General features: G+C 45.5%; 29 protein-coding genes. 9 read left to right on the top strand and 20 right to left on the bottom strand.

Annotated elements, in window-relative coordinates:
- Window positions 1-167 precede the first annotated feature (167 nt).
- Genes S2091_RS08385 through ftsY form a run of 4 tightly spaced genes read right to left on the bottom strand, consistent with a single transcriptional unit; the run spans window position 168 to window position 3,342 of the window.
- Complete coding sequence (locus S2091_RS08385) at window positions 168-1,100, bottom strand: cell division protein FtsX (protein ID WP_105531350.1); 933 nt, start codon at window positions 1,098-1,100, stop codon at window positions 168-170.
- 28 nt (window positions 1,101-1,128) lie between these two features.
- The gene (locus tag S2091_RS08380; RefSeq protein ID WP_105531349.1) at window positions 1,129-1,818 is read right to left on the bottom strand and encodes a cell division ATP-binding protein FtsE; all 690 of its coding nucleotides are present in this window, start codon (window positions 1,816-1,818) and stop codon (window positions 1,129-1,131) included.
- On the bottom strand, window positions 1,815-2,246 hold the full coding sequence (locus S2091_RS08375) for a GNAT family N-acetyltransferase (RefSeq protein ID WP_105531348.1): 432 nt from the start codon (window positions 2,244-2,246) through the stop codon (window positions 1,815-1,817). The genes S2091_RS08380 and S2091_RS08375 overlap by 4 nt, the downstream gene beginning before the upstream one ends.
- A 7-nt stretch (window positions 2,247-2,253) precedes the next feature.
- The gene (gene ftsY, locus S2091_RS08370) at window positions 2,254-3,342 is read right to left on the bottom strand and encodes a signal recognition particle-docking protein FtsY (RefSeq protein WP_105531347.1); all 1,089 of its coding nucleotides are present in this window, start codon (window positions 3,340-3,342) and stop codon (window positions 2,254-2,256) included.
- A gap of 121 nt (window positions 3,343-3,463) precedes the next feature.
- On the opposite strand from ftsY, the gene rsmD reads away from it, so the two are divergent.
- The 3 genes from rsmD (at window position 3,464) to S2091_RS08355 (ending at window position 4,918) form a co-directional block, all read left to right on the top strand.
- Window positions 3,464-4,057 (top strand): 16S rRNA (guanine(966)-N(2))-methyltransferase RsmD, encoded by a 594-nt coding sequence (rsmD, locus tag S2091_RS08365; protein WP_105531346.1) that lies wholly within the window; start codon window positions 3,464-3,466, stop codon window positions 4,055-4,057.
- Between the two features lie 76 nt (window positions 4,058-4,133).
- Complete coding sequence (gene coaD, locus S2091_RS08360) at window positions 4,134-4,646, top strand: pantetheine-phosphate adenylyltransferase (RefSeq protein WP_105531345.1); 513 nt, start codon at window positions 4,134-4,136, stop codon at window positions 4,644-4,646.
- Window positions 4,647-4,654: 8 nt separating this feature from the next.
- Window positions 4,655-4,918, top strand: coding sequence for a YfhL family 4Fe-4S dicluster ferredoxin (locus S2091_RS08355; RefSeq protein ID WP_105531344.1), 264 nt, complete (start codon window positions 4,655-4,657; stop codon window positions 4,916-4,918).
- A 15-nt stretch (window positions 4,919-4,933) separates the two neighbouring features.
- Here S2091_RS08355 and S2091_RS08350 read toward each other — a convergent pair whose 3' ends face one another.
- The 5 genes from S2091_RS08350 to S2091_RS08330 form a co-directional block, all read right to left on the bottom strand.
- A complete protein-coding gene (locus S2091_RS08350) occupies window positions 4,934-5,392 on the bottom strand; it encodes a DsrE family protein (RefSeq protein ID WP_105531343.1) in 459 nt (152 codons plus the stop codon).
- A gap of 40 nt (window positions 5,393-5,432) precedes the next feature.
- Window positions 5,433-5,723, bottom strand: a complete 291-nt coding sequence (locus S2091_RS08345; protein WP_105531342.1) for a type II toxin-antitoxin system RelE/ParE family toxin — start codon at window positions 5,721-5,723, stop codon at window positions 5,433-5,435.
- The gene (locus tag S2091_RS08340; RefSeq protein ID WP_105531341.1) at window positions 5,716-5,961 is read right to left on the bottom strand and encodes a type II toxin-antitoxin system ParD family antitoxin; all 246 of its coding nucleotides are present in this window, start codon (window positions 5,959-5,961) and stop codon (window positions 5,716-5,718) included. Before S2091_RS08340 ends, S2091_RS08345 begins: the two co-directional genes overlap by 8 nt.
- A 178-nt stretch (window positions 5,962-6,139) precedes the next feature.
- Window positions 6,140-7,231 (bottom strand): redox-regulated ATPase YchF, encoded by a 1,092-nt coding sequence (gene ychF, locus S2091_RS08335; protein ID WP_105531340.1) that lies wholly within the window; start codon window positions 7,229-7,231, stop codon window positions 6,140-6,142.
- A gap of 251 nt (window positions 7,232-7,482) precedes the next feature.
- Window positions 7,483-9,423 (bottom strand): PAS domain S-box protein, encoded by a 1,941-nt coding sequence (locus tag S2091_RS08330; protein WP_105531339.1) that lies wholly within the window; start codon window positions 9,421-9,423, stop codon window positions 7,483-7,485.
- A 487-nt stretch (window positions 9,424-9,910) separates the two neighbouring features.
- Between S2091_RS08330 and S2091_RS08325 the strand changes: the two genes are divergently transcribed.
- The gene (locus tag S2091_RS08325; RefSeq protein WP_133166882.1) at window positions 9,911-10,825 is read left to right on the top strand and encodes a phosphatidate cytidylyltransferase; all 915 of its coding nucleotides are present in this window, start codon (window positions 9,911-9,913) and stop codon (window positions 10,823-10,825) included.
- Complete coding sequence (locus tag S2091_RS08320; protein ID WP_105531337.1) at window positions 10,822-12,615, top strand: bifunctional alpha/beta hydrolase/class I SAM-dependent methyltransferase; 1,794 nt, start codon at window positions 10,822-10,824, stop codon at window positions 12,613-12,615. The genes S2091_RS08325 and S2091_RS08320 overlap by 4 nt, the downstream gene beginning before the upstream one ends.
- On the opposite strand, the gene S2091_RS08315 is transcribed toward S2091_RS08320, so the two are convergent.
- Window positions 12,575-13,183 carry a CDP-alcohol phosphatidyltransferase family protein gene (locus tag S2091_RS08315; RefSeq protein WP_105531336.1) on the bottom strand — a complete coding sequence of 203 codons (609 nt, stop codon included), beginning with the start codon at window positions 13,181-13,183 and terminating at the stop codon, window positions 12,575-12,577. The genes S2091_RS08320 and S2091_RS08315 overlap by 41 nt on opposite strands.
- A complete protein-coding gene (locus S2091_RS08310; RefSeq protein WP_105531335.1) occupies window positions 13,180-14,382 on the bottom strand; it encodes a phosphatase PAP2 family protein in 1,203 nt (400 codons plus the stop codon). The genes S2091_RS08315 and S2091_RS08310 overlap by 4 nt, the downstream gene beginning before the upstream one ends.
- Window positions 14,383-14,453: 71 nt before the next feature.
- On the opposite strand from S2091_RS08310, the gene S2091_RS08305 reads away from it, so the two are divergent.
- Both S2091_RS08305 and S2091_RS08300 read left to right on the top strand, forming a co-directional pair.
- The gene (locus tag S2091_RS08305) at window positions 14,454-15,179 is read left to right on the top strand and encodes an SDR family NAD(P)-dependent oxidoreductase (protein WP_165794950.1); all 726 of its coding nucleotides are present in this window, start codon (window positions 14,454-14,456) and stop codon (window positions 15,177-15,179) included.
- Between the two features lie 161 nt (window positions 15,180-15,340).
- Window positions 15,341-16,387 carry a patatin-like phospholipase family protein gene (locus S2091_RS08300; RefSeq protein ID WP_105531333.1) on the top strand — a complete coding sequence of 349 codons (1,047 nt, stop codon included), beginning with the start codon at window positions 15,341-15,343 and terminating at the stop codon, window positions 16,385-16,387.
- A gap of 53 nt (window positions 16,388-16,440) precedes the next feature.
- Here the strand turns inward: S2091_RS08300 and erpA are convergent, their stop codons facing one another.
- The 6 genes from erpA to rplM all read right to left on the bottom strand — a co-directional run bounded on the left by erpA (window position 16,441) and on the right by rplM (window position 20,126).
- Window positions 16,441-16,791 (bottom strand): iron-sulfur cluster insertion protein ErpA, encoded by a 351-nt coding sequence (erpA, locus tag S2091_RS08295; protein WP_105531332.1) that lies wholly within the window; start codon window positions 16,789-16,791, stop codon window positions 16,441-16,443.
- Window positions 16,792-16,928: 137 nt separating this feature from the next.
- Window positions 16,929-17,327, bottom strand: coding sequence for a bactofilin family protein (locus tag S2091_RS08290; protein ID WP_105531331.1), 399 nt, complete (start codon window positions 17,325-17,327; stop codon window positions 16,929-16,931).
- Window positions 17,328-17,336: 9 nt separating this feature from the next.
- The gene (locus S2091_RS08285; RefSeq protein WP_243405354.1) at window positions 17,337-18,056 is read right to left on the bottom strand and encodes a DUF6776 family protein; all 720 of its coding nucleotides are present in this window, start codon (window positions 18,054-18,056) and stop codon (window positions 17,337-17,339) included.
- A gap of 12 nt (window positions 18,057-18,068) precedes the next feature.
- Window positions 18,069-19,106: an N-acetyl-gamma-glutamyl-phosphate reductase gene (gene argC, locus S2091_RS08280; RefSeq protein WP_105531330.1), complete on the bottom strand. Its 1,038-nt coding sequence runs from the start codon at window positions 19,104-19,106 to the stop codon at window positions 18,069-18,071.
- A 189-nt stretch (window positions 19,107-19,295) separates the two neighbouring features.
- Entirely contained in the window at window positions 19,296-19,688 is a 393-nt protein-coding gene (gene rpsI / locus S2091_RS08275; RefSeq protein ID WP_105531329.1) for a 30S ribosomal protein S9, read from the bottom strand.
- Between the two features lie 9 nt (window positions 19,689-19,697).
- Complete coding sequence (gene rplM / locus S2091_RS08270; protein ID WP_105531328.1) at window positions 19,698-20,126, bottom strand: 50S ribosomal protein L13; 429 nt, start codon at window positions 20,124-20,126, stop codon at window positions 19,698-19,700.
- Window positions 20,127-20,382: 256 nt separating this feature from the next.
- Here rplM and S2091_RS24010 point away from each other — a divergent pair, with 256 nt between their 5' ends.
- A complete protein-coding gene (locus tag S2091_RS24010) occupies window positions 20,383-20,547 on the top strand; it encodes a hypothetical protein (protein WP_165794949.1) in 165 nt (54 codons plus the stop codon).
- Between the two features lie 62 nt (window positions 20,548-20,609).
- The gene (locus S2091_RS08265) at window positions 20,610-21,047 is read left to right on the top strand and encodes an OsmC family protein (RefSeq protein WP_105531327.1); all 438 of its coding nucleotides are present in this window, start codon (window positions 20,610-20,612) and stop codon (window positions 21,045-21,047) included.
- Here the strand turns inward: S2091_RS08265 and S2091_RS08260 are convergent.
- The 3 genes from S2091_RS08260 to S2091_RS08250 are packed head-to-tail and all read right to left on the bottom strand — an operon-like array spanning window position 21,011 to window position 23,196.
- A complete protein-coding gene (locus tag S2091_RS08260) occupies window positions 21,011-21,793 on the bottom strand; it encodes a BPSS1780 family membrane protein (RefSeq protein WP_105531326.1) in 783 nt (260 codons plus the stop codon). The two genes, S2091_RS08265 and S2091_RS08260, sit on opposite strands and share 37 nt — an antisense overlap.
- A gap of 2 nt (window positions 21,794-21,795) precedes the next feature.
- A complete protein-coding gene (locus S2091_RS08255; protein ID WP_105531325.1) occupies window positions 21,796-22,734 on the bottom strand; it encodes a homoserine kinase in 939 nt (312 codons plus the stop codon).
- Window positions 22,735-22,776: 42 nt separating this feature from the next.
- On the bottom strand, window positions 22,777-23,196 hold the full coding sequence (locus S2091_RS08250) for a hypothetical protein (RefSeq protein ID WP_133166881.1): 420 nt from the start codon (window positions 23,194-23,196) through the stop codon (window positions 22,777-22,779).
- Between the last annotated feature and the right edge of the window lie 17 nt (window positions 23,197-23,213).

Below are 23,213 nucleotides of genomic sequence, written 5' to 3'. Positions count from 1 at the left end.
GCTGTCAATTAATAAAGCTAAACAGAAATGCTTCAGCCATTATATTAGCACTCTCTTGCAATGAGTGCTAATGATCTAGTTTTGTTGTAAAAACTTGTATCGGAATGAATTTAATTGAACTTTTAGATAAGAAGAGTGGGGTATTTGCAAAGGATGCAGCTTAAACGCTAATTAAGCTGCTTAACTTGATGCCGTACGGATAGAAAAGCGCCGAATAAGCCCAATAAGGCGCTTGAAACCAGTAAATACACGCTAAAAGTGAGGTTTAACGGCGTTAAATGAAACTCTGATCCGTACAAACTGGCAAATTCTACAATTGCCTGGTTCATCGGTTGCAATGCGGCAGCAACAATGGCTAATGCAGTTAAACCAGCGGCTAAGCCTAATAAGGCACCGGTATAGTAATAAGGGCGCCGTATGTATTGACTGGTTGCACCTAACAGGCGAATCACCACAATTTCAGCGCGGTGCGACAGTACTTGCAAGCGGGTGGCATTAAACACCACCGTAATCACGACCACACTTAATGCAATGGCCAGCGCTGCCAAAACAAATTGCGCCAGATGCATTAATGCCGCCAAACGTTTGATCCAGTTGGAATCGATCTGCACATGATCAACTTCAGGTAGTTTTTGTAGTTGTGCTGCTAAGGCTTCGATTTTTTCTGGGCTGGATTGCTGGGTCGTCAGTTCAAAATGCTCCTCAAAACTAAGCACATAAGCATCAGGCAAGGGATTGTCGCCTAATGTTGTCAGTACATCGCCTAACCCCGAACTGTTTTGCAATGCAGCAAGCGCCGTTTCACGCGGGATAAAAACTACTTTAGCTGGCGTGGTTTTAATGAGTTTTTTGATGGTATCGGCGAACGCCGTGGCATTGCTGCGGCTCAGGTCGGTTTTCAAAAACAGGCTTAACTCAGGCGCAATGGACAACTGGCTGGAAATCGGTCGTACATTTTCAATTAAGGTCAGTCCGGCAATCGGCAAGGACAAGGCAAACGCCGTCACCAGCACATTAAAAAAGAAATTGCCCGGTGCACTAAGAATCTGTTTTGCTGCATCGACGCTGGCTGCAGCATGTTGTCGTAACCAAGTTTTCATGAGGAGTATTGTTATAGTTTGAAGTGAATTAGGCTGCTGACGATGTTGCCATTGCTGCGGATTGCCAGGTTTGACTCTGTTTGCCTTGATTCAAATAAATCACGCGACTTGCACTACCCAAAAATTCTTCATCGTGGCTGGAAATAATACAGGTCACACCCGCCGCTTGAAAAGCCTGTAACGCATTCATCACTTGTGTGGCGTTATCTCGATCCAGATAAGCGGTCGGTTCATCCGCCAAAATAAGCTGCGGCCGGTTCACAATGGCGCGCGCGATGGCGACGCGTTGTTGTTCGCCACCAGATAAGGCCAGTGGATAGGCCTCGGCTTTGTCGGCTAGATTCACTTTTTCTAACGCAGTAGTTGCACGCATCAGCGCGTCATCGCGGGATGCGCCGCTAATCAATAACGGCAACATTACATTCGCCACCACGGTGCGATCCAGCAGCAGCGCGTGATCTTGCAAAATCAAACCTAAATTGCGCCGGAAGTAAGGCAAGCTGGCCGATTTTAAGCGGGTAATATCCTGACCATTCACCAAAACCTGGCCGCTACTCGGGCGTTCCATGGCCGCAATCATTTTTAAAATAGTGGATTTGCCCGCTCCGGATGGCCCAGCCAAAAAGACCAGTTCACCACGTCCGATAGAAAATGAAATATCCGATAGTGCCGAGATACCGGGAGGGAAATGTTTGCTGACCTGTTTAAATTCGATCATTGTTTTTGATAAATGTTGGGTTGGTTTTTTTCCATCGCACGCTCAGGATGAGCTAGCGCCTTAAATCCAAACTGTGTATATAAACTGTGCGCATCCTGCGTCATTAACATCCAGCGTCGCAAGCCTTGTAACTGCGGATGCGCTTGAATTTCAGATATTAAACGCTTCGCATAACCTTGTCCCTGATATTGATCCAGAATAAATACATCCGACAAATAAGCAAAGGTCGCCACGTCGCTGGTGACGCGCGCAAAACCGATTTGGCTTTCATTCAGATACACACCGAAGCATAAAGAATGTGCGATGGCGGTTTCTACTATAGAACGTGGAATACCGATCGACCAATATTTGCACGCCAATTCAGCGTGAATAAAGTCGATATTTAATTTAGCTTTGTCGCTGCTGATTTGAATTTCTGGGCTAGTCATGAATTAATTAACCCAGCAAGGCCTCAACAAATTCACGCGCATTAAACGGTTGCAAGTCTTCGATTTTTTCACCGACGCCGATAAAATATACCGGAATTGGTCGGGTTTTAGCAATTGCCGCCAAAATACCACCTTTGGCTGTTCCGTCTAATTTGGTGATAACTAAGCCGGTTAAACCCAACGCATCATCAAAGGCTTTCACCTGCGCTAACGCATTTTGCCCGGTGTTGCCGTCGATGACCAATATAACTTGGTGCGGTGCGCCTTCCATGCTTTTCGTCACTACCCGTTTGATCTTTTTAAGTTCTTCCATCAAGTGCAACTGGCTAGGTAAACGACCGGCAGTGTCGACCATGACGACGTTAATGCCTTTGGCAATGGCAGAGTTAACGGAGTCAAACGCCACTGCCGCGGGGTCGCCAGATTCCTGGGAAATAACCGTAACGTTATTGCGTTCACCCCACACCGTTAATTGCTCACGCGCTGCAGCGCGGAATGTGTCGCCAGCGGCTAACAATACGGATTGATGATGAGCCTGCAAATGCTTTGCGAGTTTGCCGATAGTAGTAGTTTTACCTGCGCCATTTACACCGGCAATCATCATCACCATCGGTTGATGGCGGCCTAATTCTAATGATCGTTCTAACGGCGCGAGCAGTTCGATGAAGATGTTTTTTAATGCCGTTTTAACTTGTTCGGAATCGGTTAGTTTTTGCTGTTTAACCTGTTTTTTTAATTCATCCAATAAATACAACGTAGCTTCCATACCAGCGTCCGACATCAGTAAGGCCGACTCTAATTCTTCGTACAGATCGTCATCAATTTTGGCACCAACAAATAAACTGGTGAGGTTATTCGAGGTTTTGGACAAGCCATTTTTTAAGCGAGTCAGCCAAGATTGTTTTGCACTATGGCTTTCTGGCGGCGGCAAAATTTCATCGGGAGTTGAAATAGGGGTTGGGTGCGGCTGAAGAATTGGCTGAAGAATCGGCTGAGACGCAGACTGAGAGTCAGGCTGAGAAGCAGGCTGTGGAGCAGAAGCGGGAATGTTCGCCACTTCGTCGGTTTTTGGTTTTTTTTTGAAGAAACTAAACATGGGGAAAGTATGAGTAAGTGCGAAGAATAAGAGCTGAGTCAAGCTACAATGTGCGTCATTCTAGCAGAGAGCGGCGACTCGCTCCGGCTTCATTCCCTCTTTACTTAACATTGTATTAAACATGCAAAAAAAATCTGCCCCCCAACAGGTTCGCATCATCGCCGGTATTTGGAAGCGTACACCGTTAACTGTGCTTGATGCACCGGGATTACGTCCGACGCCAGACCGGGTGCGCGAAACCGTATTTAACTGGCTAAATTTTCTATTTCAAAGTAACTGGTCCGCGATACGCTGCCTGGATTTATACGCTGGTAGCGGCGCTTTGGGCTTTGAAGCAGCTAGCCGCGGCGCTGCGCAAGTGACGCTAGTTGAGGCGCATACACCTGCGGTGCTTTTGTTAGAAAAAAGTCGGGACAAGCTGCAAGCGCAGCAAATACAGATTATTCGTGGCGATGCGCAGATCGTGGCGCAAAAGCTGGCGGCAAAAGGAGATGTATTTGATGTCATTTTTCTTGATCCGCCGTTTCACCGCGATTTGCTGGTTTCAATTTTGCCGATTTGTTTGACGTTGTTGCACCCGGATGGAGTTTTGTATTTGGAAGCCGAAAAAGCACTGACATCCGAAGATTTGCCGGAATGTTTAAGTAATTGGCAAGTAATCCGCTGTGATCGAGCAGGAAAAGTCTTTTTTCATTTGCTGCAGCGCAGTAGATAGTGTAACAGCAGTCGAAATTTGGTAACAAATTCAGGCATAATGCGGTTTCATTCTTAGCTTATTTCTAGGGGTAGCAATGGTTACAGCAGTTTATCCGGGAACTTTTGATCCACTCACACGTGGACATGAAGATTTAGTGCGTCGCGCTTCCGGCCTTTTTGACACTTTGGTGGTTGGTGTCGCTGATAGCAAAAACAAAAAACCGTTTTTTTCATTAGATGAACGGCTAAGTATTGCAAATGAAGTACTTGGGCATTATCCCAATGTGCGAGTGGAAAGTTTTTCTGGATTGTTAAAAGACTTCGTTCGCAAAAACGATGCGCGCGTAATTGTGCGTGGACTGCGTGCGGTGTCCGATTTTGAATATGAATTTCAAATGGCAGGTATGAATCGTTATTTGTTGCCGGATGTTGAAACTTTGTTTTTAACACCGTCAGATCAATATCAATTTATCTCAGGCACCATCGTGCGTGAAATCGCCCAGTTTGGTGGCGACGTATCCAAATTTGTATTCCCATCGGTTGATCGCTGGTTGCAAGAAAAAGTACAGGCGGCACAAGCGGCAGCGAACTTGGATAAAGGTATTTAGGCATACGCATGGCACTTCTTATTACCGATGACTGCATCAACTGCGACGTATGCGAACCTGAATGCCCTAACGACGCTATTTATATGGGGCCGGAAATCTATGAGATCGACCCGAATAAATGCACGGAATGCGTAGGGCATTTCAGCGAGCCGCAATGCCAGCAGGTTTGTCCGGTTGCGTGTATTCCCTTTAATCCGGCCTGGCGCGAAACGCCAGAACAACTTCAAGCTAAATACGAACGGCTGCAAGCAGAGGCAGGCAAGCCGTCATAGTAGGCTTGGTTGCAGTTAAGAACGGATATACGCGTAACCAGCCGCTTGGCGCCTAACTAACTCTCCCACTCCGGAAGGCACAAAGCCAACTGCGCTGATCATGTCTTCATGTTTTAGATGCTGCCCATGCATGCTGTTCTCACACACTCGAATTAATACCCCCGCTTGCATTGCTTGCAAGACCTGTGGGGCTACTTCTGATTCCGCTTTGAACATGGCGATTCCCGGGCCATAAGCGACGATTTCGATACTGCCATTTTTCTCACCCAGATCAATCTGTAAATTTTTTGCATTGGCGAGCGTGAGCTGCCATTTTTGCGGATCTGCATCACTGACTTGGAATACAGTTTTAAAGGTTGAACTGTCGCTGTTGTTTTGAGCTGCGCTGCTTTGTTTGGCTGATAGTAGTCCGATGCCAGCTAATGCCAGTGAGTTGAAAAGTATCGTACGGCGGATTGAAAATAGTTTATTCATTTTGGGCTTTCTTAATAACTAATTTCTGCTCAATGATCGATCACAAGTGACGAGGAGCATCCATGCGTTCGTGCAGAATGCGAATAATTGCAATGCCGTAAGACGTGATGCGAAAGTAGACTATGTGGCGCTCAACATTTCGACGTCGATAGCCAGGCCGGATGTGCTCACATGTAGGCGCTATTTTGGGTGACTGCGCTAACTCAGTAAAAGCGGCTGTTAAGAGATCAATGTAGCGATTAGCCTGTTCTATGCTCCATTGCTGGCGGGTGCGTGTCCAGATTACTTCAAGATCATGTTCGGCAGCCGGGGAAAGGCGATATTCAGCCATGCGACGTCAACATCTTTTGCTTGAACACATCAGCGTTAAAGGACTTGGGTTCGCCACTGGATTCACCGGCAATCAGCGCAGCGCGAATGACTTCAATCTCGGTATTGCGTTCTTGTTCGCGTCGGATAAGGTCGCGGATATATTCGCTGTCGTTGGTGTAATGCCCAGCGTCAATTTGCGCTTTAATCCAGTTGTCTTGCTGATCGGTTAATGTAATTGTTTTGCGCACGGTTCCCATGATGTAGCCTCCTAAAATAGCAGTAATAGTATTATATGATCATACTATTGGTGTATTTTCGCGCAAAATTGACTTCATTACTAGCAAATTTTCCTCACTGTATATGTGTGTACTCATGTAATAACAGGCAACAAAAAAGCCCAGCTAAAAACTGGGCTTTTTACTGGATTAATGTCGATCAGACATTAAATAAGAAATTCAACACGTCGCCATCTTTCACTACATACTCTTTACCTTCAGCGCGCATTTTGCCCGCTTCTTTGGCACCAGCTTCACCTTTAAATTGAATGAAGTCGTCAAACGCAATCGTTTGCGCACGAATAAAGCCGCGTTCAAAATCGGTGTGAATTACGCCAGCAGCTTGCGGTGCTGTGTCGCCGACATGAATCGTCCAGGCACGCACTTCTTTAACGCCAGCAGTGAAGTAAGTCTGTAAGCCGAGCAGTTTAAAGGCGGCGCGGATTAAGCGATCCAAGCCCGGTTCGTGCATGCCCATATCTTCCAGGAAGGCTTTTTTGTCTTCGTCTTCTAAGTCGGCAATTTCAGATTCGATAGACGCGCAAATTGCGACCAATGGTGCATTTTGCGACGCAGCGTAAGCGGTTAATTGATCGAGCAACGGGTTGTTCGTGAAGCCGGTGTCAGACACATTGGCGACATACATGGCCGGTTTGGCCGTGATTAGGCACAGCGGCTTAATCAGTAGCATTTCTTCAGCATCTAAACCCATTGCACGTACTGGCTTGGCTTCATTTAATGCTGGCATGATGCGTTCTAATAATTCGGCCAGTTTGGCGGCGTCTTTGTCGCCGGAACGGGCTTTTTTGTGCTCACGGTGGATAGCTTTTTCTACGGTACCCATATCAGCCAAGGCCAACTCGGTTTGAATCACTTCAATATCATCTAAGGGACTAACTTTGCCGGCGACGTGGATTACATTGTCATCTTCAAAACAGCGTACTACATTCACAATCGCATCGGTTTCACGGATGTGCGCCAAAAATTGATTACCCAAGCCTTCGCCTTTGGATGCGCCAGCTACTAAGCCGGCGATATCAACAAATTCAACGATGGCGTTTTGAATACGTTCAGGTTTAACAATATGTGCTAACTGCGCCAAACGTGGATCGGGTACTTCAACTACGCCAACGTTAGGCTCAATGGTGCAGAATGGATAATTCTCTGCCGGGATGCCTGCTTTAGTCAGGGCATTAAACAGGGTGGATTTGCCCACATTAGGGAGGCCGACGATGCCGCATTGGAGTGCCATAAAATCTTTCGTGTCAATTGGTTAGCTGTTTTTACGTCAACTCGGATCGAGGAGGACGAGCTTTTAACGCACAGTTAGGGTGGGAATGGATTAAATCGGGAGTGATGCGTTAGGATATTGTCCCCAATTCGTTCCCAAAGGTGGCAATTGTAACCTTGTCGGATGCACTTATCAAACCTGATAAAGTAAATGGTGAATAAGTAAAGAAGGCTTGAATTTGCTGCCTCACTGAAATGTGGCGACCAATATCCTCAAATATCAAACATCGAATAGCGTATTTTCTCTTTGCTTGGTAACGGCAATTCAAAATAAAAACAGCTTCCTTCTCCAACCGAGGAATAAAAACCAATCACGCCACTCATTCGTTCGATGAGTTCTTTGCTGATAGCCAGACCTAATCCTGTGCCGCTTTTCTTTTTAGTATCGGAAGCATCCGCTTGTGAGAATTTATTAAACAGGCGATTTCTAAACGAGGTCGGAATACCTGCACCGTGGTCGATAATTTCTACCCGCACCGTGCTATGTTCTGCGCTATGTATTTTGCGTACAGCGATATCGACATGACCGCCAGTTGGTGAAAATTTGGCGGCGTTGGATAAGAAATTATTTAATACTTGAATCAGCCGCCCATCATCCACAAATACCTGTACATCTTCTTGCGCAATGATGTTGAAGGTGACATTAAATTGGGAGGCAAAGTTGCTGATAGCATCGATGGATTGATTAATAAGCGCCATTAAGCCGTACATTTTAAAATTAAATGTGGTCTCGCCCGCTTCTAATTTTTCAATATCAAGTAAGTCATTAATCAGTTCAGAAAGCCGCATGCTATTTCTGTGCGCCATTTGTATCATCGGTTTGGCCTGCTCGGAAATTTCTCCCAATACACCTTGCCCGACTAAGCTCAGCACACCGCTGATTGAAGTCAGCGGTGTGCGCAGTTCATGACTGACTGTAGAAATAAATTCGTTCTTGATTCGCTCCGCGCGATTGCGTTCGGTAATATCGCGTACCGTCGCTTCCAGCATGGTTTTGCCGCCCATTTTGATACTAGTCAGCATGACTTCGGCATCAAACTCCGAGTTATCGGCGCGTTTATGCAGCCATTCAAATTTATGCGATCCATTTTTCAATGCTAGCTGCATCATTTCCAAGGCTTTTTCGCTAGAGTGGCGTTTATCCTTTTGAAATTCAGGCGAGACGGTCGCAGGCGATTGCGCGGTGAATTCATTGATGGTGGAATAGCCAAACAGTTTAGCGGCCGCGAGATTCGCACCGACAAAGCCCTTCTCTGGCGTGGTCAGCATATGAGCATCGCCAGAGCTTTCGTATAAAACCCGAAATAATTCTTCGCTATCTTGAATGCGGCTGAGCTGCCATTTTTGCTCGCGCAAATCGATGGCAATAGCCACATAGCCGGACACGTCGCCGCGCTTATCGGAGAGTGCTGTCACCGATAATAGAACCGGAATGCGCGAGCCATCTTTGTGGATGTAAGTCCATTCATTGACATCTGGAGTGCGTAGCAGGCGTGTTTTGATAACAAAAGTTTCAAAGCCGGTTTCAATTGGGGTGCCTAACTCTTCGGTTAATTGTTTGGCGCGTTCAATAATTTCAAGCATATCGTGAAGAATGACAGGCGTTTGTTTGCCCACCATTTCTTCGGCAGAATAGCCCAGCAAGCGTTCCGCACTATGGTTGAAAATTTGAAAAAGCCCATTGGAATCGGTGCAGATAATAGAAAAATTCGTGCTGTCAAAAATGGCTTGCTGCAATTCGGTCAGCTCATACAATTTCTGTTGATGTTGAACACGCTCGGAAATATCAACAATGGTCGCAATAACTTTTGAGCCTTCGTCGGTTGGGATTGGATTAAGCCCGATTTCAAGTGGAAATTCAGTACCGTTTTTGCGTCGGCCAAACAACTCGCCTCTTTCGCTCATTGCACGCGGCTGCGGTTGACTGAAAAAAGCATTGCGATCCACCGTATGCTGTCGGCGAAACCGCTCTGGTAGCAACATTTCTAAGGACTGTTTGAGTAGTTCTTCCCGATGATAACCGAAGATTTTTTCGGCTTGTCTGTTAACCATTTCAATCATGCCGCGTTCATTGACCAGTACGATCGCATAAGGCGCCATTTCAACGATTTGACGAAATTGTTCTTCTTTCCACTGGTGTTCGTATGTAGCCATGCAACACTCCCGTGTCCATCGGTTTATTATATCTATGCAATAACTTGAGTTAGAACCTATTCAATTTATACGGAAAATACAGAAAGGCAATGTCTGATTGTCTTTGCGGAAGTTACTGTAATGGCATGCCGATACATGTTCAATAGCAAAGGATAATTTGCAATTTTCCTTTGAGAATGTTTGGCTGTTTATTTGAAAAATAAATTATTAATTAAAAAACATTTTGGGCGTTAACTCTGCTGTCAAGAAATGAATTTTATGACGCGCTAAGAACCATTGAATACGTTAAATTATGCAAAAAAATTGGAAATTTCAAAAGCGATCTAAATTTCCCCGATATTGCACGCAGTTTTTAATAGGTAGAAAAAACGGGCATTGCCGCTATTTATGTTGCTATAACCAAATTTAAATGATAATTTTGCTACCTTCTGTTTTTATTCAGTGCCGTGCTTAATTAAAAAACGAATTTAACTAGAAAGTCATCTGATTGTTCGATCTAACTAGCCTACATATTGGGTATTCCATCGTTTATCCGATGCTGATCTTGTATTCGATTTTGGGCATAAGTTCAGCCGTCATTGCGATCAAAACCCGAGCGTTGACAGTAAGCCAGTTGCGACAGCAAGTGTTTGCATGGTGGCGAATATTCCCGATTGTCACCCTCAGCTTATTTTTTTATCCGTTAGGCCCGCTGTTGCTGATGCTTTTTATTTGCGGCTTATCGATGCGTGAATTGGCAACTCATTTTAGCGGCGCGCAACACATATTTTGGCTAGCCTGTGGTCTTGTGTTGGTTTGTGCTGTATTTCTTTGGATAGATCACTCCGCACATTTCGTCGTGTTTTTCCCCTGCCTGTTAATTCTCCAATTGCTGTTTTTTATGCGACGGCGCGACCCGAATCAATTGGTATTGCTGCTGTTTCTATTTTGTTGTTATTGCGTCGGTTTTGTTATTAATCTGATGCACTTGCCATTGTCGGATGACACAGGTTTAGCCTGGTTATTTTACTTATTCGCGCTGACTGCACTTAATGATATTGCTCAGTTTGTGAGCGGAAAACTATTTGGTTGCCATGCAATCGCCAGCCGTATTAGCCCTAACAAAACCTGGGAAGGTTTGATAGGCGGTGTTTTAATCAGCATGTTGGTTTCTGTTCTGTTAGGCCGTTATTTAAATTTAGCGGATATCCCGTTTTTATTGTTGTTGGCATTGTTATTATCGCTGGGCGGTTTTGCTGGCGATTTACTATTTTCAGCTGCCAAACGGTTTTTAGGCATCAAAGATTTTTCTCAGTTAATTCCTGGGCATGGCGGTATTTTGGATCGGATTGATAGCCTGACCATTACCGCACCATTACTTTATTTAGCTATTTATTTCTCACTAAACGGATTTCTTTTATGACGACATTGGCGACATCTTCGAGCGCAGCCTGGCTAAATTCTGAATCCGGTTTTGATAGCGCGGATCAGACCCGCTTGTTTTATCGTTGCTGGCAACCTATTGCGAAACGCGCTGAAGGTGCCCAGCGCGCGCTGATATTTTTACATCGTGGGCATGAGCACTCAGGACGGATTCAACCCTTGGTCGAGCAGTTCGGGTTTCAGCAAGACTGGGCTTTTGCCTGGGATGCGCGGGGGCACGGTTATTCGCCCGGCGAGCGTGGTGATGCGCCAAGTTTTGAATTATTAGTGCAAGATTTCAATGCTTTTATTGCGTATATTCAGCAGACGTATCACATTGAGCCGGAAAATATGCTGATCGTTGCCAACAGCGTTGGCGCCGTAATTGCGGCAACCTGGTTACATGATTACGCACCAAAAGTGCGCGGCGTTATCATGGCGGCGGCAGCGTTTGAAATCAAATTATATATTCCGTTTGCTAAAGCCGGTTTGCGCCTGGCGACCTGCTTTAAACCCGATTTATTTGTCACCAGTTATATCCGGTCTTCGATGCTCACACATTCGAAACAGCAAGCGGCTCAGTACGATCAAGATCCGTTGATCGCCAAAAGTATTTCGGCACGGGTGTTACTCGGTTTGGCCGATACCGCCAAGCGCATCGTGCATGATGCGAGCGCCATTGATGTGCCGGTATTAATGCTGGCGGCGGAGAACGATTATGTGGTGGCACTGACGCCGCAGCGTCAATTTTTTGATCGTTTGGCTTCGCCATTAAAGCGCTTTGAATTAATCAAAAACTGTTTCCATGCCATTTTTTATGAGCAGGAAGTGGAGCAGGCTATGCAGGCATCGCGCCAATTTATCAATGACTGTTTTGAGCTGCCGGCAGCGCCAGTGCAGCAGCATCATAAAGCGGATAGTCACAGCGCTAGTGCGCAACAATTTCAGGCATTGCAGCAAGGCGAATTGGGGTCGCCGTTGCTGAATATGTTTTATGGCATGCAAAAAATGATGCTGGGTGTGTTGGGACCATTAAGTGATGGAATGAAGATAGGGTTAACGCATGGTTTTGATTCCGGCTCATCGCTGGATTATGTGTATCGTAATCAGGCTGGTGGGCGGCTGGGGATAGGTAAGTCAATTGATCGGGGTTATCTGGATGCGATAGGGTGGCGCGGTATTCGGCAACGTAAAATTCATTTGCAACAAGCGTTGTCCAAATTGATCGCACAACATCCCCAAGATCAGCCGTTACGGATATTGGACATTGCTGCCGGTGGAGGTCGCTACGTGCTGGAAACTATCAAACGTTTTCAAGATAGAGAAATTCAATTAACCTTGCGTGATTTCGTGCCGGAAAATTTAGAGCAGGCCAAGCAGCTTGCCACGCATTTGCATTTGACGACACCAATTCAATATCAGTGTCGGGATGCGTTTTCCAGTGACAGTTACCCTGAATCTGAACTGCCCTACGATATCGTTATCGTTTCTGGCCTTTATGAACTGTTTAGTGAAAATGCGCCGATTATGCGTTCGCTGCAAGGAATACGTCAGCAATTAAAAAAAGGTGGGCATGTGATTTATACGGGACAACCCTGGCATCCTCAGTTGTTGTTGATTGCTAAAACACTCAACAATCATTTGGGTGAATCATGGCAGATGCGACCAAGACCGCAAGTGGAAATGGATGCGCTGGTAGCGGCTATCGGTTGCCGTAAAGTGCATACCCAAATTGGCATTTCCGGAATTTTTACGGTGTCGGTGGCACAATTTGGTGGTGCAGTCGATTAAAAATCGTCCACACGAGCAGCAGCATCATCAGGCTGAGTACGCCGTTCAGCCAAAATGATGCTGCGTTAAAGGCGACTAATAACGCCAGCACACCAAATGAAAATGCCCGGTCGCTTTTACCCATCGGGCCATCAAAGCGGCGCGTAGAGCCGGTCAGTATCGCAATAACTCCGGCAAATTCTGCTAACAACGCCAATATGACGACCATGACGGACAGCTGCGCAGATACATTTGCCAGGAAAGCAAAGGGTAAATACAGCGCAACATCAGAGACCTGGTCGCCCATTTCATTCAGCATGGCGCCCAAGCTGGTTTTTTGTCCGGTCGCATTTGCCAGCATCCCATCAATCGCATTTAGCATCATGCGCAGCAGCATAAAAGCAGGGTAGGCAAACCATAGCCAGCGATGTTGGGGGAATACGGTTAACGCTACGCCGAACAATAGCGACAAACTCATTGCCAATACGGTGATTTGGTTGGGCGTCACCCGGCAGAAAATTAATGTATTCAATACAGGGCTAAGCAATCGTTGAAATTGCGGTTTGATTTGATAGATAGAAAACTTCATTGGATGGCTTTTGTCTCTGAGAAAACGTGGTTGGCGACTAATTTACAACGGCTATAACCCATGGCGCAATGTAGATATACAACGCGCCCAAGCGCAATTTCGTGATGAATAGATGCTGCAATTTCAGCGATTAATTGTGTGGGCGGATGTATTAAATCCAAGATAGGGAAATGCCAGTAATGTTGCTTGCTCAAACAACTGGCTTCACTCAGCTCGGGTGATAGATCGAACACTACACAGTCGCTGGGTAATTGCTTTGCTTCATGTGGTGTTAAACGACGTCCTATCCAAAGCTGCTGACTAAATTGGGTAAATGCAGGGTGCTGTCTTTCCTTGTACTGCACGAGCTTCCAGGTGATCCAGTAACCTGCCAGATAGGGTGCAAATAACAGCCAGATCCATAGGGGATGTTGCCCTGCCTTCTTATGCAAAAAATGCCGATTGTGACGGTGATATGCCCAGCCTACTAATAACAAAGAAAAGCTAATGTATAACGCAAACCAATAAGTTAGCGCTAGGGAGCCGATCAACACTACGATAGTGGCTGCAATGAAATAATAGAACGCTACGCTGGTTTGCCGCGAATCTGATCGAATCAGTTGCAGCGTGCTTAAACCAAGCAAAAGCCCGCCGACAATATCCAGACAATGATGCTGGTAGGTGAATAGCGTGGATGCTGCAATCAGCAAAAGTATCATCGCTAATGCTATTCTTGCGGGGCGTTGGCGTAAGTTGGGATGGAGCGACTGCCAAAAAATAACACAGTAGGCAATATGCAGGGAAGGAAATTGATTATACGGTCGGTCAGCAATCGATAAAAATTGAAATAATGTAGCGTACAACGGCGTATTAATCATTGGCTTGAGTAAGCTGAATTGCAGCGGATAAACCATAAAAATTAGCGTAGCAATGACGGTTGCCAGTACTATTCGATGGCTTAATACTCGTAGATCGCCAAAGCTCGTAACGTAGAAAAAGCTTCCAATAAAAAAGAGGCCTGAGCTTAAATACGGAATAATCATCCACGCAATAAAAGGTGTTTGCGTTTCAAAATTAAAAGCAATATTGCGTTGAATATGGTTAGATTCCGCCATCCAATTGGCGGTTTGGTAGCAAAGGGAAAACACCAGTAGGTTGAGTAACAGATGGCGCAAGCGCTGCGACCAGGTAGCTGCTGTGATTGGTGATGATGCTATCAAATGGTGCTCTCGCGTAGTGGAGTCATGAATGGCGATGATTCTAACATGCTGAATTTTTGTGAATGAATAAAATGAATATCATGATTATTGGTGGAACCAGTGGCATTGGTTGGGCGCTGGCAGAGCATTATTTACGCGACGGGCACAATGTGATGGTGTGTGGCCGCGATTTGCAACGCTTAACGTCCGACCATCATTACCCAATGCTCAGTTGTACTCAGTTGGATATTGCCGATAATGTCGCGCTTGCCAAGGCAATTGAGGTGTTTGCTGAGGAAAGTCTTGATTTGCTGATTGTCAGCGCCGGTTTTTATTTCAATGATCGACATCAGACACTGGATGCTGCTACCACTCTGCGCATGTTGCAAACCAATGTATCCGGCTTAAACACGGCATTTGAACTTGCCGCAGAACATATGCTGAGCAAAAAAAACGGGCATTTAGTGGCGATTTCTTCGGTGGCCGGTTTGCTCAAGGATTATCCGGGCGCGTCGCTTTATAGTGCATGCAAACGATCCGTGCTTAGTCTTTGTGAAACGTATCGAATTGCGCTAGCGCCGTTTTCAATTGCTGTCACCGCCATTGTTCCCGGTTATGTTGATACGGAAAAACTGCGTCAGTTGAATGATGGTGACGCGAGCCATAAACCGTTTATTTTGACCGAGGAAAAGGCGGTTGAATATATTGTTGACGCTATCCATCGTCGGCTAGCCATCAGCATATTTCCATGGCAAATGCGGTGGTTAATCAAACTATTCAATTACTTGCCCAGCCAGTTGTTACGTTTGCGGAAGTGAGTGAATAAGAATAATTACTTAATATCGCTACAATGGCGCTCTGGCTAGCGATCCAAATAATGCGAAATGATTTGCAGTTTTTATTTTAGAATACCCTGTTATTCGCTCTTCAAAACAATAAATTCAACCTGCGTGATTTAATCACGCTTTTATCTAAAAAAATGGCTCAATCAAAAAAATATCAACGTTGTATGGTCATGGCTGGTGGTGGTTTTCATCTCGGTTATTATCTCGGTATGTATGCCGCGATGCGTGAATTAAAAAAAACGCCAGATGTGATTTTGGCTAGTTGCGGTGGCGCGATAGCTGCGGCCATTATCCAAGCATTGCCGGATGACGCAGAACGTAAAGCGTGGCTGAGTGCACCGCAAATGTATCAATTTTGGCGTGGGCTCAAATCAAAACAAAACGCGACACTTGCAGGCTCTTTTATTGGCGCGATGAAGCGACGCTTTTTGGGCGGGAATGCCGAACATATCCCTGATTTGTTTAACGATTATATGTTTGAAATTCCGGCTCAGTTACCACTTCCTGAGCGCACGTCAGATAAGGCAGAAGAAGACGTTGCCGTAGCTATCGTCGCCGGTAAATTATTATATGCAGAAAATGAAGTAGGGCAGCGGCGTGGTCAGCGCAAATTATTTTCTGAAGTGATTTTTTGTGATGAGCGTGCCGCAGCATTATTAAACCAGTCGCAACTCGAAGCCCCGTTAAGCGCGCCTATGTATGGTGATAATGCGGTTGCGCCGCAATTGCTCACCGACGTGACGATGTCGATCGGTGACGCAGCACGTGCCTCGATTGCCGACATGTTTTACTTCCGCTGCCATTCACATACCTCGGGTGATTACATCGGTGGGGTGATTGATTTATTCCCGATTGAAGTGGCTGGTTGTCTGGCGGAAAACGTCATCATGGAATTAAAAGCTGGCTACGATAAAACCTACGGTTTGCCCGCTATTCGCACAGTGTTGGGGTTTGATGGCAATCAGCGTTTGCATCAAGTGTTTCAACAGCCTGCTGAAATGTGGGTAGATACGTCCGACATGGAAGAGTTTTTCTTAAATCAGCGGATTCGGCAAAAAATAATCTGGTATAAAAATAAAATCGATATCGTCACGCCACCAACTTATGCGGCTTATGTGCAGATGATCGAAGCGCAATGGCAGTTTGGTTATCAGCGCGGTTTGAATAGTGTGAAGGCATAAAAAAAGGACGCAGCTGCGTCCTTTTTGATTTGCTACTGAGCTACTGACCTGGCTTATGCCGAGAAAGAAGAGCCGCAGCCACAAGTGGTGGTGGCGTTCGGATTTTTAATCACGAACTGTGCGCCTTCAAGATCATCTTTATAGTCGATTTCTGCACCGACTAAATATTGATAACTCATTGAATCAATCAATAAATGCACGCCATTTTTGGTCATGGTGGTGTCATCTTCATTGACGATTTCATCAAAGGTAAATCCGTATTGGAAACCAGAGCAACCTCCGCCTTGCACAAAGACGCGTAATTTGAGATCAGGGTTGCCTTCTTCTTCGATTAATTGAGCAACTTTTTGGGCCGCGCTATCCGAAAAAATAATCGGTGCTGGCATTTCGGTGACGGCGTTCATATATAACTCCCTTAGCTACTAAATTCTGCTTAAACTAATAATACGGCACAAAATGATTTAATTGCTTAAAATAACATTCATGCGCGATAGACTTCGTCATTATAGCGCGTTGCTGCATCTCTTGCTTATGCTCATTTTTACGCTTGCGATGAAGAAAGTTGCAACACGGATTCGGTGCTATTGCTAGTTTGTGTATGGGTTAATTGCCCAGTTACCGTCGCGCCGCTATTCATTTCCAGTGCTTTATAGTGTACGTCACCAGTAATACGTGCTTTAGGTAGTAATTCTAGCAATTCCGATGAAAATACCGGGCCAAGGATTGAGCCATCTACCACAATATGTGCCGCGCGAACTTCGCCGCAAATCATGGCATTTTCTGAAATAATTAACATACTGCCATGCTCGTCTTCAGCAATCACATTACCTTTAACACTGCCATCGATACGAAGCCCACCTTTAAAATACAGATTGCCATCTATGTTGGTTGAAAGCCCGATCAAGCTGTCAATCGTGCTTTTGTTTTTGCGGTTAAACATGAACTTCCTCTAGAAATTAATGGACTGATAGGTGCGGAGTTGCCCTTTGTCCAAAATACGTGCTTGTAACGTTTTGATGATGGCTCCTTCAGGAAGAGTGAGCGTACCTTCCATACGTTGATAGTATTTGAAAGATAATTTCAACTTGCCTGCATCACCTTCTTTTGCTTCTGGGAACGTAAGCGTGACAGTTTTTCCGCCTTGCAATACTGTTGCGGTGAACTGCAATTCGCCAACAAAGTCCGGCACACTTTTCCCACCCTGCATCACCAAGATGCGATATTGGACTTGTAAGCGATTACTAGCATCTGCTTTAAACGCCCCAATTCGTATCCCTTCTTGCCCCTTTGCCGCTGGTATCAAATTTTCAAAAAAAGCTAAATCTTCTTTCAGTTTATTATTTTCTGCGGTGAGAGCCTGTACCTGTGTTGCTAGCTGTTTTTGCGTGGCGCGTTCAATATTTAATTCGCTATCCGCACTATTAGCCGTGCTGGACAGCTGTTCGCGTTCACTGTCTAACTTTTCAACGCGTTGCTTTAATTCCGATAGCTGTTCTTTGGCGGGCGCTGTGCCGCTAATCGTACCGCCTAATTGATAAGTGAAAAAAGAAAATGCCGCAAACAAACCAAGAAGAACTAAAACAATCATGGCAAATCGCAGCCATGTGTTTTTGTCTTCCACCACTTTTATTGTCGAAATGGTTTTGTATCGTGAGCTATTATTTTTCATTGTGAGTTCGCATTAAGGCAGAATAGGTAGTTGAGTTAGACCACAAGTTTCTTGCAAACCGAACATTAAATTCATACATTGCACTGCTTGTCCTGATGCCCCTTTCATTAAATTATCTTGCGCCACTAAAATCACTAAAGTTGCTCCATTGCCCGGCCGGTGCAGAGCAATTCTCAATGTGTTTGAACCGCGTGTAGAGCGTGTTTCAGGGTGGCTGCCAAATGGCATTACATCCACAAAGGCTTCGTTTTGATAGGTTTTTTCAAACAATTCCTGAAGCGCCGCATTGTCGATAGTTGTGTTGAGTTTTGCATATAACGTAGAGTGCATGCCGCGTATCATCGGCACCAAATGCGGGGTGAAAATAAGTCCAACCGGAGTTGAACTCATTTTTTGCAATTGCTCTACTGTTTCAGGAATGTGGCGATGTCCTGCGACGGAATAGGCTTTAAAGTTGTCGCTGGCTTCTGAAAATAACAGGCTAATCTCCGCTTTGCGGCCGGCGCCGGAAACGCCGGATTTACAATCGGCGATTAAATTATCCGCATCGATAATGCCAGCTTTTAACAAAGGATAAAAGCCTAATTGCATCGTGGTTGGATAGCAGCCCGGGTTACCAATCAGCCGCGCTGATTTGATTGCCTCGCGATTGAGTTCTGGAAGTCCATACACAGCTTCTTTGAGCAGGTCGGCGCAGCTATGCTGCATTCCATACCACTGCTCAAATTGTGCGACGTCCTGTAGCCTGAAATCTGCCGCCAGGTCGATGACCTTAACGCCCGCCGCCAACAGCGCCGGTGCTTGTGCCATGGCGACACCATGCGGCGTGGCAAAAAATACGACATCACATTCCGTTAAGTTGGCTTTGTCAGGGGAGCTGAACTTTAATGCCACGCGACCACGCAAAGACGGATACATCTCCGCTACGGGCAAACCATCTTCCTTGCGTGAGGTTATTGCAGTGAGTTGTACTTCAGGATGCGCAGCCAAGATGCGCAACAATTCGACGCCTGTGTATCCGGTGCCACCTACGATGCCTACTTTAATCATGTCTTTTTCCCAGCAAAAAAATTCTGCATAATTTTAACAGCAAGAAACTGATCGTTGCTTGAGATTTACTTCTTGAAATGAAGTTGATTTGGTGACATTACGGCATTTAATTTGATTTGTAAAATAAAAAAAGTGCGCAAAAAAGCCGCCAAGTCGAAACTTGGCGGCTTTTTGCGTAGCGTTGGTAGATTAACGCTTCGAGAACTGCTTAGCGCGACGTGCTTTACGCAGACCGACTTTTTTACGTTCAACTTCGCGAGCATCACGAGTAACAAAACCAGCTTTTGACAATTCTGGTTTCAATGTTGCTTCGTAATCGATTAACGCGCGAGTAATACCGTGACGTACTGCACCAGCTTGGCCAGATTCGCCACCGCCGTGAACATTAATCATGATATCGAAAGTTTCGAGGTGATTAGTCAGTTCCAACGGTTGACGGATAACCATCAAGCCAGTTTCACGAGAAAAATATTCATTGGCTGGTTTGCCATTAACAACGATCTTGCCGCTGCCGGATTTCAGGAAGACGCGAGCTACTGCACTCTTGCGACGGCCGGTTCCGTAATTGAAGTTACCGATCATGTCTATTCCTTAGAGTTCGAGTACTTTAGGCTGCTGGGCAGAGTGTGGATGAGTTGCCTCAGCGTACACTTTGAGCTTTTTGATCATGGCATAGCCCAGTGGGCCTTTAGGTAACATACCCTTAACAGCCTTTTCCAGAGCACGACCAGGGAAACGCTCTTGCATTTTCTGGAAGTTAGTCTCATAGATACCACCTGGGTAACCAGTGTGGCGATAGTATGTTTTGTTCAGAGCTTTAGTACCAGTCACGCGCAGTTTGCCTGCATTAACAACAACGATGAAATCGCCGGTGTCTACGTGTGGTGTAAATTCTGGTTTGTGTTTGCCGCGCAATCGGAGTGCCACTTCGCTGGCAACACGTCCGAGGATTTTATCCGTCGCGTCAATCACGAACCAATCGCGCTGCACTTCGTGTGCTTTTGCGGAGAAGGTTTTCATGATGACTTCCTAATTAAAGTTAATTCGCTTAAATGGCGGTTCTGTTCTTTTGCTTAAAACGTAAATAATAAGCAATTTACAGACTCATCCTTGTATCTTTTTCCCATAAGCGAGATGGAAAGCCGCAAATTATAATCTTTTCAAAGACTTAGTGTCAAGGAAAGCTTAAAAAATGTGCAGGAAATAGGCGAAAAAAAACCCGAAATAGTTTTATTTCGGGTTGAAGTCCACCTTTTGGAGGTGGAGGAGACAAAGCTTGCTAGTTCCGGCATTCACAGAAACTAGCGATGAAATGAGTATAGGTGAGGAAATTGTGCAGCGCAAGATATTTTGGCTAAATAGAGGGGGAACTCAATTATTTTCATTCTATGGATTAGATATTGCAACGCCGCAAACGTTAGATGAATTAGGCCTAAAGTAATATTTGCTAAGAAACTATAAGCTACAATAAAGTTCGATCAAATTACATGAGGAAACAGGGCGATGGAATGTACAGTGCGTTGGACCGGGCAGTCGGGAATGACTTTTTTAGCAGAAACAGGTTCTGGTCATGTCGTAGCGATGGATGGCGCTCCAGATGGCGGTGGCCGTAATTTAGCGCCACGTCCAATGGAAATGGTTTTGTTGGGTACTGGTGGCTGTACTGCTTACGATGTGGTGTTGATTTTGCGTAAAGGTGGTCAGACGATTACCAATTGCGATGTTAAATTAACTGCCGAACGCGCTGAAAAAGAACCTAAGGTATTTACCAAGGTTCATTTTCATTTTACGGTTTCTGGCAGCAACATTAAGGTCAGTGCAGTTGAGCGGGCTATTAAGTTGTCGCACGAGAAATACTGTTCAGCGTCGATCATGTTGGAAAAAACCGCTGAAATCACCCACAGTTATGAAATAGTGGATGATTCAATAGCATCGGCCTGACCAAATATTGATTTATAGCTTGGGTAAAACGAGCAATACAAAATGATGGTGAGTACCATAGACAATGGCATCACGATCATAAAAATCATATTTGGATTGCCGATGATGGCGGCAATTAGCACGCTACATATCGTGGGCAAGATTCCGCCCACGGCAAACCAGGCTATGCCATACACAAAAAAAGCACGTGCTGCCCTGACTGAGGCAATAAAACTATAAAAAATCGCCTTAAATAAAGGCATTTGTTGCCATGCAATCAGCGGCCCGGCAAACCAAAATGCCAGTAGCGCAGGAATGTAGATCAGCATGGCAAACAGCATGGCGGCGGACATATTAGTGCCTTCCACGTTTTTTGCCGTTAATTCCATTTGACCAGTAACGACTTGCCAAAGCACGCCGTCGTCAATCAGTGTGGATGCGCCAAGTGCGGTGACGGCTGCAATTAAATACAGCATGCCAAGCTGCAATAATTTGACTACTTGCGGTGAGCGAAATCCAAAAAGCAATAATCTGGGATGAACCCGTGCGCCTTGATCTATCTCCCTGCATGCTTGCATAAACGAGAGGGTAAATAAAGGTAAGAAAATAAAGGCTAATAATTGCCCTAGGAAAGGAATAAATCCAAGTATCAGTACTGAAAACAGGTAGCTCAAAAAGAGCAAAGAGAATTCCATCGGTTGCTGCTTAAAATACTGGTAACCTTGTTTTACCCAGAGCCAGCCGGTATTTGCGGGAAGTTTGTTCATAATTATTGTTCGCAACGTTTGCGTAAAATTCGTTCAAAATGGGCAGGATCATGCGGAGTCAGCATATGCGCTTCTCTCGGCTGATAAAAATCAAATAAGCGCGATAGCCAAAAACGTAGTGCAGCACCACGTAACATTGTTGGCCAGGCGCTTTGTTCCTCAGTGCTTAACGGGCGCACTTGTTGGTAGGCATTCAGCAATGCAGATACACGCGCCGGATCGAGTTCCCCGGACTCTAAATGTATACACCAATCGTTGATCGTGACAGCTAAATCAAAAATTAACGTATCCCAGCCGGCAAAGTAAAAATCAAAAAAACCGGTCAGTCTGGTTCCATCGAACATGACATTGTTGCGGAATAAGTCAGCGTGGATGGGGCCGCGCGCTAAGGTTTGGTACGGCGCGCTTGCTGCATAAGTCTGCTGATGTTGCAGCTCGCTTGATAATAACTGTAATTGCTCAGGACTCAGAAAGTCCCGAACTTTCGGTGCGGTCTCGGTCCACCATGCTAAGCCGCGCAAATTGTCTTGCTGTAGATCATAATCTTGGCCGGCTAAATGCATTTTCGCCAGCATTGTGCCTACTTCTCCGCAATGCAACGGGCTTGGCTCCATCTGGCTAGTTCCGCTTAATTTACTCACAATTGCCGCGGGTTTGCCATGTAGCAGACTGACTAGTTGACCGGCATTATTGGCAACCGGTGCAGGGACTAAAATGCCGCGCTGCGCCAGATGATCCATTAGATGCAGATAAAAAGGCAGCTGTTCAAAGCTGAGATTTTCAAAAATCGTCAGCACATAGTCACCGGCATCGGTTGTAATGAAAAAATTACTATTTTCAATGCCGGATGAAATGCCTTTGATAGCGTGGGCGCGTCCGAGTGGGAATTGGAGCAACCAAGCGCTTAGGTCAGCTAAGCTGACCGGAGTAAATACTGCCATGAGATAGATTTAGAAAGTAAGAATGAACTAGTCGAGCACCCATTATTTTTTGGGTGTGCTACTCGGAGGCGCATTTGGATTAGGTTGCAATGTTGGTGGCGCATCGTCAGCAGGCTCAGTATTTTTACTTCCGCCCCAGCTTTTGATAACCCATTGCGCTGCATGATTGCTGCTACTTGACGCGTCACCTGGCAAAGACGTGCCTACGCCTTGGTTTGGTTTGACTATATAGGTTCCAATGCCGTTGGTGACTTTAACTTCAGTCTGCTCACCATTTTGGATAGTTTGCTGAGTCTGTTTGACGTTGGCTTTTTTGAGGTTGGTGACGGCAGGGTCGCCCTCATCTAAATTATCCATTTTTGGCGGAGTGTCAGCCGGTGGCGCCTCTGCTGCCACCGCTACACCTGCCATGCCGATGCAAAAAAATGCCAGGGCTAAAACTAACTTAGAAGTTGTTTTCATAATATTTTTTGGTTGTT

Origin of the sequence: Solimicrobium silvestre, assembly GCF_002976435.1 — a bacterium.
GTDB classification, from domain to species: Bacteria; Pseudomonadota; Gammaproteobacteria; order Burkholderiales; family Burkholderiaceae_D; genus Solimicrobium; species Solimicrobium silvestre.
This window is presented reverse-complemented; position numbering and strand designations above follow the sequence as displayed.